At 26.4% G+C, this 14,127-nt stretch carries 16 protein-coding genes and 1 pseudogene; 8 read left to right on the top strand and 9 right to left on the bottom strand.

What is annotated here, in order from left to right; genetic code table 11:
• The 3 genes from HMPREF9127_RS02955 (at position 1) to HMPREF9127_RS02950 (ending at position 3,173) form a co-directional block, all read left to right on the top strand.
• Entirely contained in the window at positions 1 to 1,710 is a 1,710-nt protein-coding gene (locus HMPREF9127_RS02955) for an ABC transporter permease (RefSeq protein WP_009448438.1), read from the top strand.
• 113 nt (positions 1,711 to 1,823) lie between these two features.
• On the top strand, positions 1,824 to 2,309 hold the full coding sequence (locus tag HMPREF9127_RS08910) for an FtsX-like permease family protein (RefSeq protein WP_009448187.1): 486 nt from the start codon (positions 1,824 to 1,826) through the stop codon (positions 2,307 to 2,309).
• A gap of 186 nt (positions 2,310 to 2,495) precedes the next feature.
• Complete coding sequence (locus HMPREF9127_RS02950) at positions 2,496 to 3,173, top strand: PSP1 domain-containing protein (RefSeq protein ID WP_009448234.1); 678 nt, start codon at positions 2,496 to 2,498, stop codon at positions 3,171 to 3,173.
• A 264-nt stretch (positions 3,174 to 3,437) separates the two neighbouring features.
• On the opposite strand, the gene HMPREF9127_RS02945 is transcribed toward HMPREF9127_RS02950, so the two are convergent.
• From HMPREF9127_RS02945 to HMPREF9127_RS02910, 7 genes and pseudogenes are all read right to left on the bottom strand, one after another.
• Positions 3,438 to 3,863, bottom strand: a complete 426-nt coding sequence (locus HMPREF9127_RS02945; RefSeq protein WP_009447952.1) for a deoxycytidylate deaminase — start codon at positions 3,861 to 3,863, stop codon at positions 3,438 to 3,440.
• 14 nt (positions 3,864 to 3,877) lie between these two features.
• Entirely contained in the window at positions 3,878 to 4,666 is a 789-nt protein-coding gene (locus HMPREF9127_RS02940) for a DpnI domain-containing protein (protein ID WP_218015491.1), read from the bottom strand.
• Positions 4,656 to 4,907, bottom strand: coding sequence for an NYN domain-containing protein (locus HMPREF9127_RS02935; RefSeq protein ID WP_083814272.1), 252 nt, complete (start codon positions 4,905 to 4,907; stop codon positions 4,656 to 4,658). The genes HMPREF9127_RS02940 and HMPREF9127_RS02935 overlap by 11 nt, the downstream gene beginning before the upstream one ends.
• A complete protein-coding gene (locus tag HMPREF9127_RS02930; protein WP_009447906.1) occupies positions 4,895 to 5,176 on the bottom strand; it encodes an NYN domain-containing protein in 282 nt (93 codons plus the stop codon). Before HMPREF9127_RS02930 ends, HMPREF9127_RS02935 begins: the two co-directional genes overlap by 13 nt.
• Positions 5,166 to 5,903, bottom strand: a complete 738-nt coding sequence (rlmB, locus tag HMPREF9127_RS02925; protein WP_009447766.1) for a 23S rRNA (guanosine(2251)-2'-O)-methyltransferase RlmB — start codon at positions 5,901 to 5,903, stop codon at positions 5,166 to 5,168. Before rlmB ends, HMPREF9127_RS02930 begins: the two co-directional genes overlap by 11 nt.
• Before the next feature lies 1 nt (position 5,904).
• A pseudogene (gene cysS / locus HMPREF9127_RS02920) lies at positions 5,905 to 7,289 on the bottom strand (cysteine--tRNA ligase).
• Positions 7,290 to 7,579: 290 nt separating this feature from the next.
• Positions 7,580 to 8,476, bottom strand: a complete 897-nt coding sequence (locus HMPREF9127_RS02910; protein WP_009447798.1) for a glycerophosphodiester phosphodiesterase family protein — start codon at positions 8,474 to 8,476, stop codon at positions 7,580 to 7,582.
• Positions 8,477 to 8,627: 151 nt separating this feature from the next.
• On the opposite strand from HMPREF9127_RS02910, the gene HMPREF9127_RS02905 reads away from it, so the two are divergent.
• The 5 genes from HMPREF9127_RS02905 to HMPREF9127_RS08345 are packed head-to-tail and all read left to right on the top strand — an operon-like array spanning position 8,628 to position 11,697.
• Positions 8,628 to 9,494 (top strand): YitT family protein, encoded by an 867-nt coding sequence (locus HMPREF9127_RS02905; RefSeq protein ID WP_009448423.1) that lies wholly within the window; start codon positions 8,628 to 8,630, stop codon positions 9,492 to 9,494.
• 12 nt (positions 9,495 to 9,506) lie between these two features.
• Entirely contained in the window at positions 9,507 to 10,337 is an 831-nt protein-coding gene (locus HMPREF9127_RS02900; RefSeq protein WP_009448352.1) for an aminoglycoside 6-adenylyltransferase, read from the top strand.
• A 32-nt stretch (positions 10,338 to 10,369) separates the two neighbouring features.
• On the top strand, positions 10,370 to 10,798 hold the full coding sequence (locus HMPREF9127_RS02895) for a GNAT family N-acetyltransferase (protein ID WP_009448267.1): 429 nt from the start codon (positions 10,370 to 10,372) through the stop codon (positions 10,796 to 10,798).
• A gap of 54 nt (positions 10,799 to 10,852) precedes the next feature.
• Positions 10,853 to 11,545: an amidohydrolase family protein gene (locus tag HMPREF9127_RS07425; protein ID WP_009448185.1), complete on the top strand. Its 693-nt coding sequence runs from the start codon at positions 10,853 to 10,855 to the stop codon at positions 11,543 to 11,545.
• Complete coding sequence (locus HMPREF9127_RS08345) at positions 11,533 to 11,697, top strand: amidohydrolase family protein (RefSeq protein WP_009447737.1); 165 nt, start codon at positions 11,533 to 11,535, stop codon at positions 11,695 to 11,697. The genes HMPREF9127_RS07425 and HMPREF9127_RS08345 overlap by 13 nt, the downstream gene beginning before the upstream one ends.
• 1,369 nt (positions 11,698 to 13,066) lie before the next feature.
• Here HMPREF9127_RS08345 and HMPREF9127_RS02880 read toward each other — a convergent pair.
• Together HMPREF9127_RS02880 and HMPREF9127_RS02875 are read right to left on the bottom strand one after the other, a co-directional pair.
• Entirely contained in the window at positions 13,067 to 13,525 is a 459-nt protein-coding gene (locus HMPREF9127_RS02880) for a methylated-DNA--[protein]-cysteine S-methyltransferase (protein WP_009448040.1), read from the bottom strand.
• A 7-nt stretch (positions 13,526 to 13,532) separates the two neighbouring features.
• A complete protein-coding gene (locus HMPREF9127_RS02875) occupies positions 13,533 to 14,114 on the bottom strand; it encodes an HD domain-containing protein (protein WP_009448422.1) in 582 nt (193 codons plus the stop codon).
• Between the last annotated feature and the right edge of the window lie 13 nt (positions 14,115 to 14,127).

The raw sequence follows: 14,127 nt of genomic DNA, 5'->3' as shown, positions 1-14,127 counted from the left end.
ATGAGAAACTTAAATAAAAGAATTTTTCGAAGTTTAAAAACTCAATGGTCAAAAAATTTATTGCTTTTTATCCTTATGTGTTCTATGATTTCCATAACTTCAGGTATGTTAGTTGCATCAGGAAGTATAAAAACTATATATTATGAACTTATGTCTAAAGGAATTGTAGAAGACGGAAAATTATTATTTGCCTTTAATCCGACAGATGAAATTATAAAATCTATTGAAGATGAAAATGTAAAAGTCGAAAAAGCTACTTATGTTGATGCAAAAATTAAGGAAAATAAGTATAATAAAGACGAAAAGACAATTAGGCTTTATACAAATAGAAAAAATATAAATCTTCCAGTTATAAATGAAGGTGTTCTTGCGACAAAAAAGGGTGAAATCACCATAAACAAATTATTCGCTGAAAAAAATAATTTAAAAATCGGCGATACTATAACATTTCAAAAAGAATTTTTTAAAGACAATAAGGAACATACTTTTAAAATAGTCGGATTTGCCACTCTTCCGGATTATAATTCATCCTTTCAAAAACATAGCGATTTAATATTTAATGCAACAGATTTCGGAACAGGATTGATATCTGAAGAAGAAAAAGATATTTTTAATGAAAGCAAATTAAAATATCAAGTTTCTTATAGATTTAATGATAGGAACTTAAGTGAAAAAGAAATTGACGAAAAGAATAAAGATATAGTAAAATCAGCAAATAAATCAAAAACAGTTTTGGAGCAGATTACAAAAAAAGACAATAATGCCATAAGTTATTTGATAGACGATATGGGTGGAGATAGACCTATGATGATTGTAATGCTATGTCTTATGGTAATTTTACTAAGTTTTATATTCGCACTTTCAATTGTAAGTAAAATACAGGAAGAATCTGAAATAATCGGAATACTACTTGCAAACGGATATAAAAAATCGGAACTCGTTTTAAATTATATTGCAAATTCAGTAATAATAACTTTTTTGGCGGCAGTTTTAGGTAATATTTTAGGTTACACATATTTTACAGATTCATTCAAAGATGTTTACTACAAATCATTTAACTTGCCTAACTTTACTCCTAGTTTCAACTTAGAAGCATTTATAATAACTACTATAATTCCGATTTCTATAATTTTGATTTTTAATTACTTATATATTTACAGAAAATTAAATTTTTCACCTTTAGATTTTTTAAGAAAGAATTTAAAACATTATAAAAATAAAACAAAATCAAAACATGAAAATGAATTAAAAATCAACAAAAACTTTTTAGCTTCATTTAGAAAATCAATTATTAAATCCAATAGAGGTGATTATGTAGCTATAATACTTGGAATTTTTATTACTTCAATCTTATTTATTTTCGGTTTTTCTGCAAAGCCAACATTTGACAACTATGGAAATAACTTAAAGGAGAATTTGTTTTGCAAGTATCAATATGTCTTAAAAGCACCCATAGAAATAGAAGATAAAACGGCTGAAAAATATACAACAATATCTGCAAGTGTTTATCACCCTATCAGAAAAGCAGATGATGATATATTGTTATTAGGAATTAGTGAAAATTCAAAGTATTTTCAAAATACAAAACTGCCGGAAAATAAAAATGAAATCATTGTAAGTGAATATCTTTCAAAAAAACTTAGAAAATATGTAGGAGATGAAATAACTATAAAAAGCAAATTGTTAGATAAAGAAAAACTTATAAAATAGTTGGTATTTACAAAAAATCTTCTACTCTTTCAGCTTTTGTAAAAAAAGAATTCCTAAACGAAGAAATAGAACAAAAAAAGGAATTCTTTAATGGATATTTCAGCAAGGAAAAATTGGATATTGATGAAAAATACATCGCAACTACAATTGATGAAAATTCAATAACCGATGTTTCCAAACAATTATCTGAAATTATGGAACCTCTTATAAATACTTTTATATTTTTATCTGCAGTATTTTTGGCAGGTTTTATGTATAGCCTTATGAAAATAATAACTGATAAAAATACTATACAAATAGCCTATTTAAAAATCTTCGGATATACTAATAGAGAAATTTCAAAAATTTATATAAGACCTGTAACGATAACTTTATTGATAAGTTTAATAGCTTTAATACCGCTTGAATTATATATGGTAAAAGAAATAATGTACTACTCTATGCTTAAATTTTCAGGATATTTAGAGCTTTATATCTCTCCAAAAATAGTAATATTATCAATTCTAATTACTATTACAACATATATATTTGTAAGTACATTACAATTTTATAGAATATCAAAGATGAATTTCAGTGAAGTTTTAAAAAACAGAGAATAGAAATACAAAACCTTATATGATACTTAGCATAAGTCAAGTATCCTAATTTTAAAAAATTGACGGACTTTTTGTCCGTTATTTTTTTGAATATTTTGTCCCACCGGTTTTCCCTTTATTAAGTCTATATATCTAGTATTCAACAGAAAATTATGATATAATATGAATGTATAATTTTTAGGAGGAACTATGAAAAAAGTAGTTGGGATAAGATTTAAAGAAGCCGGAAAGATTTATTACTTCGATCCCTGCAACTTTAGTATAAATAAAAATGACAATGTAATCGTAGAAACTTCTCGTGGTATAGAATACGGAAATGTAGCAATTGAGCCTAGAGAAGTTGAAGAATCAAAACTCGTTTCCTCATTAAAACCTGTTTTGAGAATTGCAGACAGTATGGATAATTATATCCACCAAGAAAACAAGAAAAAAGCTAAAGATGCTATCGAAATTTGCAAAATAAAGGCAAATGAACACGGCTTAGATATGAAATTGGTTGATTGCGAATATACATTTGACAATCAAAAAGTAATTTTTTATTTTGTTTCTGATAATAGAATTGATTTTAGAGAATTAGTTAAAGATCTTGCATATATATTTAAAAACAGAATAGAGCTTAGACAAATAGGAGTTAGAGACCATGCAAAAATTATTGGTGCTATTGGCTCTTGTGGTCAAGTATGCTGTTGTAAAAGATTTTTAGGAGAATTTGCTCCTGTAACAATCAAAATGGCAAGAGATCAGTCCTTATCTTTAAATCAAAATAAAATTTCAGGAACTTGTGGAAGACTTATGTGTTGTTTGAAATATGAACAAAATGTCTATGAAGAAAAGTTAAAAAAATACCACCTTGTGGAACTTATGTAATAACAAACGAAGGTAAAGGTATTATTGTAGACAGTTATACTCTATCTGAGATTGTAAAGGTAAAAATAGTAAATGAAGAAACTAATACTGAAACTGTTAAACCATTTTTTGTAGATGATATTGCAGTTACAAAAGAAAGAGATATGGCTTATGCTAAAAAAGACGAAGATATTCAATTTGAATATATTGAGCAATTATTATAAGAATTAAAAAATAGAGTTGAAACCAACTCTATTTTTTGTTCAATTGATAAATTTTTATAATTTATTCTCCAATTTTTACATATTCTATTTTATTTCTTTCCAACAATTCTATCGCATATTCATCCATTCTATAACTATTTTCATAGTAAATCTTTGAAATTCCAGCTTGAATTAATGCCTTAGTACAATTTAAACAAGGAAAATGAGTTACATAACAAGTACAGCCCTTTACTTTTATACCTTCTCTTGCACAATATAAAAGTGCATTTTGTTCTGCATGGATTGTAGCAATGCAATGTCCATCTCTCATTGTATGCCCTATTTCATCACATTGAGGATTTCCTGAAATTGAACCGTTATATCCCGTTGAGATAATTCTATTATCCTTATTAACTAAAACACAACCAACATAAGCCCTATCACAAGTTCCTCTAGTTGCGACCATTTTCGCCAAATCCATAAAATATTCGTTCCAAGGTTTTCTCATATTCCCTCCTATTTTTAAAATAATTTTCTGTATTTCCCTCTTTTCAAAAATTCTATAACTTTTCTATCTCTTAAAATTTGTAATTGTTGTCTAATTTTAGCTCTTATATTATTATTGTTTAAAAATTTTCCGTGTAAATAATCTTCAAAATTATACATATCCGTCAAACAAAACTCAACTGTTGGAATAAGATTTATACAATTTAATATTTCCATTAACCAACCTCTACTATTTATATCTTTAGTTATAAGTCGATTACTAATATTTACATGATTAACAATATCAGTCTTATTGCAAATTTCTCCATTCGAAATAATAAATATTTTCCCTTGAGTAGGAATTTTATTAACTAAAATATTACAACCTATCCACCCTGCTCTTTTTGCACTTTGAGATAAGGGCTTTCTCTTTTCTATTATGTCAGGTACAAAAAAATGCTTTGGAACAAATATTAAATCATTAACTTTCCATTCTACATTAGAATACTTCATAAACAAAAAATCCGGATTTTTATTACTTGTTATTCTCCTTATCATAGTTTCATAAGAACCATCATTAATTTTTAGACTTACATTTTTAGTATTACTTTTTAATTCATATTCATTTTTACAAGAAGGACAAAAAAAGTCAGCAACCGGTCTGTTATTTTCAAAATGATTTAAATTAAAATTTCCACATCTAGGACAATACATATTTTCATAAACCCAATTTTCGGTTAACACTCTAGCTTTTTGAGAATTTGATTTGTAATTTTTAATTTTTTCAATATCAAATTTTAAATTCATAGTTCTTCTACTTTCCAAATAATTTTTTCTCTATTTCATCCAGTTGATTTAAAGTTTTGTCATCTAGGGTATTGAAATAGCTTTTGTTTGTAATTCTGTTTTTAGTTTCATAACGATTACTTTTGTTTTTCAAATTTTCGTAACGATACAATAATTCTTTTGCGGTTAGTACAATTCCACCTCTTTGTGTTACGAGTTTTTGAATAAGAGTGTCGTCTGTTCCGACAGAAACCAAAATTTTTCTTCCTATTTCATCCAATTTTTTTCAATATATTGGTCTGCGGTTTCATTCTGTTTTGTATAGACAACTTCAATTCCCTTTATAACTTCTGAAGTACCTTTGAAGTTAATCTTATATGCGTCAAAGACAAGTAACAAATCAATTCCTATTAATTTTGAATATTCTCCCATATCATATATTAGCTCATGTCTTGCATTTTCAAAACTCAAATTTAAAAATGGTTTGTATTTTTCCCAAGCATTTAAAATATTGTAACCGTCAATTATAATTAATTTTTTAGTTTTCATCTCTCTGTCTTAATGCCTCATAAACTAAAATTGCACAAGCATTTGATGCGTTAAGGCTTGAAACTTTACCTTTCATTGGAAGTTTGGTTAAAAAGTCACATCTCTTTCTTATAAGTTGACCTATTCCATTTCCTTCATTTCCAATTACTATTGCAATATTTCCTTTAAAATCCATATCTGTATAAATTTTTTCAGCCTCTCCACAAGCGCCATAAACCCATACATTTTCTTTTTGTAATTTTAAAATTGTATCTGCAATATTTGCAACTTTTGCTATTTTAATATGATTTACAGCTCCGGCAGATGATTTTTGAACAATTGATGTAACAGGTGCTTGATTTCTCTTTGAAACTATAATTCCATGAACACCAACAGCTTCACAAGTACGAATTATTGCTCCAAAATTATGTGGATCTTCAATCTCATCCAGAATTACTAAAAACAAATCTTCATTTTTATCTTTTGCACTTTGTAATATTTCTTCAACAGTTGAATACTCAAAACTTGAAATTAAGGCACAAACTCCTTGATGAACAACTCCGTCAGCCATATTTTCTAATTTGTTTTTATCAATTTCTGAAATTAAAATACCATTTGCCTTTGCTTTTCCGATTATTTTATTTATTGAGCCCTTTAAATCACCTTTTAAAATATATATTTTCTCTACTTTTCTATCGCTTTCCAATGCCTCTAAAACAGCATTTCTTCCGAATATATAGTCGCTCATATTACACCCTTTTCCAAACAACACCATTTCTAGTGTCTTTTAATTCAATATTCATTTCTTTTAAAATATCACGAATTTCATCCGCTCTTTTAAAATCTTTATTCTTTCTTGCTTCTTCTCTTTCTTCAATAAGTTTTTCAACTTTTTCATCTAAATTATCATCTTCCTCTTTATAAAGAAGTCCTAAAACTGAAGCAAAATCAGATAGCAACTTAACAGCTCCTTTTACAACTTTCAAATCAGTATTTTCATCAAATGTATTTGTATAACGAATAAGCTCATAAACTTTAGAAATTGCATCTGCAGTATTCAAATCATCATCCATAGACTCTAAAAATTCTTTTTTTAGCTCAACTAATCTAGAAATATCTCCATCTTCTCTTTCTTCACAAATTTCTAGAAGTCTTTCCAAATGTTCTTTTCCATTATACATTCTTTCAAGCCCGTTTTTAGTTTGTTCCATAACTTCTCGACTGAAATTTAATGGATTTCTATAATGAGTTGATAAAATCCAAAGTCTAATCACTTCCAAGTTATATTCTTTTTGAATATCTTTAACTGTAAAGAAATTTCCTTTTGATTTACTCATCTTTTCATTGTCAACATTAATCATTCCATTATGCATCCAGTAGTTTGCAAAAACTTTATCATTGCAACATTCAGATTGAGCAATTTCATTTTCATGATGTGGAAATTGTAAATCTTCTCCACCTGCATGAATGTCTATTGTATCTCCTAAATATTTCTTTGCCATAACGGAACATTCAAGATGCCAACCCGGTCTACCCATTCCCCAAGGACTTTCCCAAGCTGGTTCACTTTCATCTTTTCTTTTTTTCCAAAGTGCAAAATCAAGAGGATTTTTCTTTTCATCAGAAATATCAATCCTTGCTCCTGCTCTTAAATCATCAATATTTTTTTTAGATAATTTTCCATAATCTTTGGCTTTTGTAATATCAAAATATACATTACCGTCGACATTATATGCAATGCCTTTTTCTTCTAAAACTTTTACAAATTCTATCATCTCATTGATACATTCAGTAGCCTTTGGATGAATTGTATGACTTTCAAAAAGATTTAAACCATAACTATCTTCAAGATATGCATCAATATATTTTTTGTAATATCTGTAAAAGGTACATTTTCTTCTTTTGCTCTATTTATAATTTTATCGTCAATATCTGTAAAATTACTTACAAATTTTACATCATATCCAATGTATAAAAGATATCTTCTTAAAGTATCATATACAATCATAGGTCTTGAATTTCCGATGTGAATATAATTATAAACTGTTGGACCACAAACATAAATCAATGCCTTTCCAGCTTGAATAGGCTTAAAATCTTCTTTTTTTCTAGTTAATGTGTTGTAAATCTTCATATTACACCTCTCTATTTTTTAAATTTCATAGTATTTTACTACTTAGATTATTTAATATAAAACAAAACGCCTCTTGAAAAACAAGAGACGAAAAAATTCCGCGGTTCCACTCTAATTGAAAAAATCCACTTAAATTGCTATAAAGTAGCAAACAATACTCCAAGGACGCACCTTCAACATTGATGTATTTCACCACATAACATCTCTCTAAAATTCGTTGTTTCTCTTCCTCTTCAACATATATATTCATTTATAATAGGATACTAAATTATTAAGAAAAAGTCAATATTCTAATTTGACATTTCCTCTTTTATTTTTAAAAGCAAATCAACCCTGTCAGTTATAATCCCATCAACTTTTTTATTTATAAGTTGTCTCATCTCTTTTTCAGTATTTATTGTCCAATAACAAACTGCAATATTATGCTTATGGAATTTATAAATCAAGTATTTTGTATCTAAAGGAAGTTTTTCAAATCTTGGAATCATCATTGCATGAGTATTAAATTTTTTAAAACTATCATATCCAAAATATGATGCAAATACAACTTCTTTAGTCTTTTCCATAGAACCGGATACAATTATTTCTCCATGACTTATTTTTCTTAAATATTTAAGATTTTCTTCATTAAAACTTGAAAAAATTACATTTTTTTCTAGCTTATATTTTTTTACACATTTGTATAAAAGTTCTGCAGACTTTAAGCCTACTTCTCCATCGTCCTTAACATCTATACTGTAAATAACAGAATCACCAAATTTTTCAAAAAGTGAAGAAACTTCCATCGGATATAATCCCTTTACTCTATTTTCAGCATAAGGATAATTCCCATAAATATCTTTAAATCTATAGCCGAAATTAAACTCTTTAATTTCATCAAAAGTATAATCTATTACCTTACCTGTTCCGTCAGTAGTTTCATCAATATCTTCATTATGTTGAGTTATTATTTTTCCGTCTTTTGTAAGTCTTATATCCGTTTCAAAAGCATCAACGCCCATTTCAAAAGATTTTATAAAAGCCAATTCAGTATTCTCAGGAAACAAATCACTGGATCCTCTATGTGCAAAAACAAGTGGAAAATCTCCATTTCTAAAAATTTTTCTTGCCTTTTTTTCCTTTTTAAAACATGAAAATTGTAATAAAATATAAATTGCTACTATTAAAATAAGTAAAAATAAATACATAAACCCCTCTCCTAAAATTAAATACTAAATTAATCTGATCATTTATAAAGAAAAATCTGATATAATCAATATAATTATATCATATAAAGTAAAATTATGATATAATTATATTGTTATTATTAACTAAATACATTAGAAGAGGTTGGTGTTTATGTTAGAATCTTTTTTTGGAGATAAAAAGTACTTCTTTAGAACTATTTTTTATATCCTTTTAGGTGATTTAATTTGCTCATTTGCAGTAGTTAAATTTTTAGTTCCTGCTGGACTACTTTCCGGTGGACTTGGTGGTATAGGACTTATGATAGAATACTTAACAGGACTTCCTACAGGGGTTTCAGTATTTGTCTTGAATTTACCTATGATGATTGTTGGGGCATTTTTCTTAAATAAAAAATTTATGACTTATGCTTTTTTATCAACTTTCATTTATTCATTTATATTAATTGCTATGCGTCAAATCCCTATTAATTTCAAGCTTGAAAATAATATGTTATATGCAGTTTTTGGTGGATTTATTAATGGTCTTGGAATGGGAGTTCTATTCAAGCATGGTGCTTGTCAAGGTGGACTTGATATTTTAGCTACTATCTTTAAAACAAAACTTAATGTAAATATTGGATCATCTTTAATGGCTATAAATGCACTTATAATAGGAGTTGCATCTTATATCTTCAGTCTTGAGAGAGGTCTTTTAACCATTGTAGCAATGTATGTAGCATACAAAATGCTTGATAAAATACAAATGGGTTTTGGAGATACAAAACAAATCATGATAATGACAGCAAAGCAAAGAGAAGTTACAGACAAAATTTTATCCGATCTTCATAGAGGTGTTACACTTCTTCATGGAGAGGGGGCTTTTACACATAAACAACAAAATGTTATATATTGTATTGTTAGTACTAGACAAGTAGTAACTATTAAGAGAATATTGAACGAAGTCGATCCGGCTGCATTTTTAATAATTTCCGACGCTTATGAAGTTAAAGGTAGAGGATTTAGAGTACAAGAGATTTAGGAGGGGTTTATTTTGAAAAATATTTTAACATTTAATGAACTTAAAGAAATAGCAAAAAAAATCGCAATGGATGATGATAGAGTTGAAAAACTTTACATAGAACAACTTGAAACACAAAGCATGTCAAGTGATGTAAACTTTTTTAATGTTTTATATTTAGTAAAAGATTTATCTTTTGATGATGCTTCATTTGAATTCATCGAACATTTTGGTGATGTTTTAACTATGTTTGAAAACACAGAAAATGAAAATGTAATAGAATATAGAATAATTTATGAAAACTTTACTCAAGGTATTTTTAGAATTGTATCTAAAAAATCAATAGATGTTTTAGAAGAACTTGAAGAAAAATATATTTGTGTACTTAATAAAGATGAAAACAAAAAAAGTGGAGTATATATTGACAGAAAAATAAATAAACTTACTGAAGATGAATTTTTAGTAAATACTTGTGAATTTTTCTGGAATATTTTAAAATTCGGAAACAAACTATACACAAAAGAATTTTTGAATATATCGGAAGAATATAGAAAAGTTTTGTCTTTACTAGACGATCATTTAAAACACTATGTTCTATCTGAAAACAAATACCTTATAGAATTAGGAAAAGAAAATAAATTAGTATTTAATTATGTTGATACTGAAATTTTTGAAATGTATCTAAATTGTTATTCAAAATTGGAATTAGATTCTCTATGGGTTGCCCTATTTAATATCTGTGGACTTTTCAGAAAAATTTCTCTTCAAATAGCAATTAATTTAAGATTTGACTATGCCAAAGAATTGGATAGAGATACAGTAACACACTTGAGAGAATTAAAACAAAAAGCAAATAATAGATAAATCTGATAATTATTTTTTCAGGAAAATAAAGTATGGATAATATGAAATTTATAAAAATAACAAATGATAAGTTTGACGAATTAAAAATTTTACAAACAAAATATAAATCTGAAATAGGTGAAGAAGAACCTACTTATGAAAATTTTCTAAATTTAAAAAGAGCAATATCAGACGAAAATATTCACTTTTTTGGTTGTATGTGTAATGGTAATTTAGTTGCTTGTTGCTCAATAAGTATGATATTTTCTACTTTCAACTACGAAAAAGGAGGAATCCTTGAAGATTTTTTCATTATCAAAGAATATAGGCACAAAGGAATAGCTAAACAATTAATAAAATTTGCATACAAAGAAAGTAAAATAAGTTCTTTGATAGTTGGTTCTGCAGATTGTGATGTTGATATGTATAAATCATTAGGATTTAAAATTTTAATTGGAAATATGTTAGCATTTGAAAATTAATTTTAACTTTTATAATTCCATACTTGTCTATAAATTTTTTACAAAGGAGAAAATATGATTAATTGGAAACAGCTTCCCAAAATTGATGCTCATATTCATCTAACTCCACAAGATGTAATAGATGCAAATATCGAATATGACGGTGTATTTATTACAAACGGTTCTATTGATGATTATATTGAAATAATGAAAAAATATAATATAGAATGCGCTTTTATCATGCCATTCAATGACCCATATGTGTTATCTATGGATTTTACAGTAGAAACATCTCATAAAAATCTTTCAAAAATGATAAAAGATAAGAATTCAAAATTTTATTGTTTTGCTGATATTGACATTAGAAAAAATTTAAAAGACACAATTAAAGAAATAGAAAAAGTCTTAAAACTTGAAGAATTTATAGGGATAAAAATTCACTCAACGAATACTTATTACCCTGTTGATGGTTTTTATTATGAAAAAATATTTGAATACGCAAGTAAAAATAATATTTTAATAGAAATTCATTCTTATCCCAGAGACCATTTGTTTGATGATGTATGTTCTCCAAGCAGAATAAAAAATATTCTTAGTAAATATCCGAATTTAAGACTATCAATAGCACATTTAGGCGGTTTTCAATATGAAGAATTAATTGGGCTAAATGCGTATTTTAATATGTCAGCAATTTTGCCTGATATGGTTAATAAATTAGGAATAAAAAAACTAATAATATATTACGCTCGTTCGGTGTGGATAAATTAATTTTTGCTTCAGATTATCCTGACAGCAGATGCTTAAAACCAAACGAAATTTATGATAAATATTTTGAAATATTGGAACAAATGGATTTTTCACAAGAAGAAGCTGAAAAAATTTGTAAATATAACGCTCTAAAGATGATAGGTAAAATATAAAAATAAGAACTCCACCCTTCCACGATGCTTCGCATCGGGTGGGTACCCGGAAACCTTGTTATTTCATAATAAGAACTCCACCCTTCCACGATGCTTCGCATCGGGTGGGTTCCCGTGAACCTTGTTGATACGCAATAAAAGTGCATCAATTATAAAATGATGCACTTTTTATATCTAAATATTAAATTTTAGTTTTAGCGAAATCCAAATTTCTTTACACTTGAACCTCAATTTTAGTTTTTGTAAATCTATCAATTTAATAATACTTTAGCATAAACTAGCTAATCACCGATAAACTTTTATATCAATAACCTTCTCTGTCTTTCCATACTATATAGATACAATCTTATGATAAATTTACAACCACATTGCGTGTAATATCTTTTGTGTTCTATATTACTTCACATTGTATCTTTAGTATAATCTAATTTCACTAATCTTTAATCTTTAGTATCAGTCTATACAATTTTAAAATTAATATATTTTTCAAATACTTAAATATCCTTACATTATTATATTTAATCTTATTAATAATCAAAGATTTCAATACTCTTATATTTAATTTTATAAATATGCAAATTTCTTAATACTCTTATATTTAATTTTATAAATTCTTAAAAGTTTTATATTATTATATCTAATTTTATAAATATGCAAATTTCTTAACATCTAAGCATTCCATACAAATATCTATATCTTATATTATCATATCTAATTCAATAAATATAACAATACTTTAACGATTTTAGATTTTATATTGTAACTACTCAAATATCTCAATTCTCTTATATTTAATCTTATAAATATTCAAACAACTTAATACTTTTAGATTTAACTTTATAAATACTTAAATATTTCAATTCTCTTATATTTAATTTTATAAATATTTGAATACTCCAATATCTTCAAACTTAATTTTATAAATATTTAAATTATCTGATATCCTTATATTTAATTATATTTAATTTTATATTATCTTATCATACAACTTAATACAGTGATTTTTTTCAATTAGTTTTTAATAAAAGTAAATAAAGTTAATTATACTATTTTCCAATCTTTACATTCACAAAATATATTATCTGCTGTTCAAGTTGCTGGAATCGTAAGTTTTTTCTAAAAACCAATGATTCAGCAACTCTGATGAAATTGTTTTTAATACTTTCATTGGTCTTACCTCCAGTCTTCAAACTATTTAACGCGTTATCTTGTTTGTTGAGTATATTATACCCCATAAAAATACATTTGTCAACACTTTTTTTAAACTTTTTTCAATTTTTTTCACTTTTTTTGCGATTTTTTTGAATTTTTTTACATTTTTTTAAATTTTTATTGTTTTTTTATACTAAATTTATGATTTTAAAATATTTTATTTTAAATTTTTTCTTTCCAACTCCAAAAGTTTTTGTTTTATTTCTAATCCTTCAGCATAACCAACAAGTTTTCCATTACTTCCTATAACTCTATGACATGGAATTACAATCGGTAATTTATTTTTATTATTCGCTCCTCCTACTGCTCTTTGCGAATTTTCATTTCCAATTTTTCTTGCAATATCTTTATAACTACAAGTTTCTCCATAAGGAATTTCCGTTAAAGCCTTATATACCTTTAATGCAAACTCGCTTCCATCCACTTTAAATGGGAATGTAAAGTTTTTTCTTTTCCCACAAAAATATTCTTCCAATTCTTTTTTTGCCAATTTTAAAATTTCAGTTTCAGGATTAATAACTTTTTCATCTTTTACAAATTTTATCTCAATTATTTTCTCCTGATCTTCAACAACTTTTATTTCTCCAATTGGACTGTTAAAAACTATATAATTCATAATTCACCTATTCTATATTTAAAAGTTTGTATATATCAATATTACATTTTTCATCAAAATATCTTTTTAGTTCTAAAAACTTTTTCCATTTTTCAATAGTATACTCGTTTATTCCATTTCTGATTGCAACATCAAACAGCCTAATTTCCAATCTTACAAATCCTTCAGCAGCTCCTAAAGCATCACAGAGTTGAATCAATCTATCATAATCATCATAAATAATTTCTTTCAATTTGTTTTCAAGAAAATCCAACTTTTCTTTGGGTAAATCTAATTTTCCATTATAGCAATATATAGTTTGAATAGGAAATGAATGTGTTAAACAAATTCTTGCACCTTCATAAAAATTTTTTTCATCCAAAAAAATCATTCCATCATATACATGTTTTATATGTGAAAATCCGAATCTTCTACCAATATCATGTAACAATCCCAGTACAAATGCTTTTTCAGAATCTAAATATTCAGTATTTTTTGCGATAATCTCCGCACATTTTGCAACATTTAAAGAATGTTCAAACCACCTACCACAATTTAATTTATTGGCTTCATTCAATAAAATCATAGCATATTCTCTATCTATATTCATAATTACCTCATCA

Origin of the sequence: Parvimonas sp. oral taxon 393 str. F0440, from assembly GCA_000223315.2 — a bacterium.
In the GTDB taxonomy this organism is placed as follows: Bacteria; Bacillota; Clostridia; order Tissierellales; family Peptoniphilaceae; genus Parvimonas.
This window is presented reverse-complemented; position numbering and strand designations above follow the sequence as displayed.

What these genes read in the sequence shown, in the direction of transcription:
- HMPREF9127_RS02895 (WP_009448267.1), top strand. Translation starts at nt 10,370, where the DNA reads ATGGATAATATGAAATTTATAAAAATAACAAATGATAAGTTTGACGAA.
- HMPREF9127_RS02880 (WP_009448040.1), bottom strand. Translation starts at nt 13,525, where the DNA reads ATGAATTATATAGTTTTTAACAGTCCAATTGGAGAAATAAAAGTTGTT.
- HMPREF9127_RS02905 (WP_009448423.1), top strand. Translation starts at nt 8,628, where the DNA reads ATGTTAGAATCTTTTTTTGGAGATAAAAAGTACTTCTTTAGAACTATT.
- HMPREF9127_RS02955 (WP_009448438.1), top strand. Translation starts at nt 1, where the DNA reads ATGAGAAACTTAAATAAAAGAATTTTTCGAAGTTTAAAAACTCAATGG.
- HMPREF9127_RS07425 (WP_009448185.1), top strand. Translation starts at nt 10,853, where the DNA reads ATGATTAATTGGAAACAGCTTCCCAAAATTGATGCTCATATTCATCTA.
- HMPREF9127_RS02930 (WP_009447906.1), bottom strand. Translation starts at nt 5,176, where the DNA reads ATGAAAACTAAAAAATTAATTATAATTGACGGTTACAATATTTTAAAT.
- HMPREF9127_RS02945 (WP_009447952.1), bottom strand. Translation starts at nt 3,863, where the DNA reads ATGAGAAAACCTTGGAACGAATATTTTATGGATTTGGCGAAAATGGTC.
- HMPREF9127_RS02950 (WP_009448234.1), top strand. Translation starts at nt 2,496, where the DNA reads ATGAAAAAAGTAGTTGGGATAAGATTTAAAGAAGCCGGAAAGATTTAT.
- HMPREF9127_RS02875 (WP_009448422.1), bottom strand. Translation starts at nt 14,114, where the DNA reads ATGAATATAGATAGAGAATATGCTATGATTTTATTGAATGAAGCCAAT.
- HMPREF9127_RS02910 (WP_009447798.1), bottom strand. Translation starts at nt 8,476, where the DNA reads ATGTATTTATTTTTACTTATTTTAATAGTAGCAATTTATATTTTATTA.
- rlmB (WP_009447766.1), bottom strand. Translation starts at nt 5,903, where the DNA reads ATGAGCGACTATATATTCGGAAGAAATGCTGTTTTAGAGGCATTGGAA.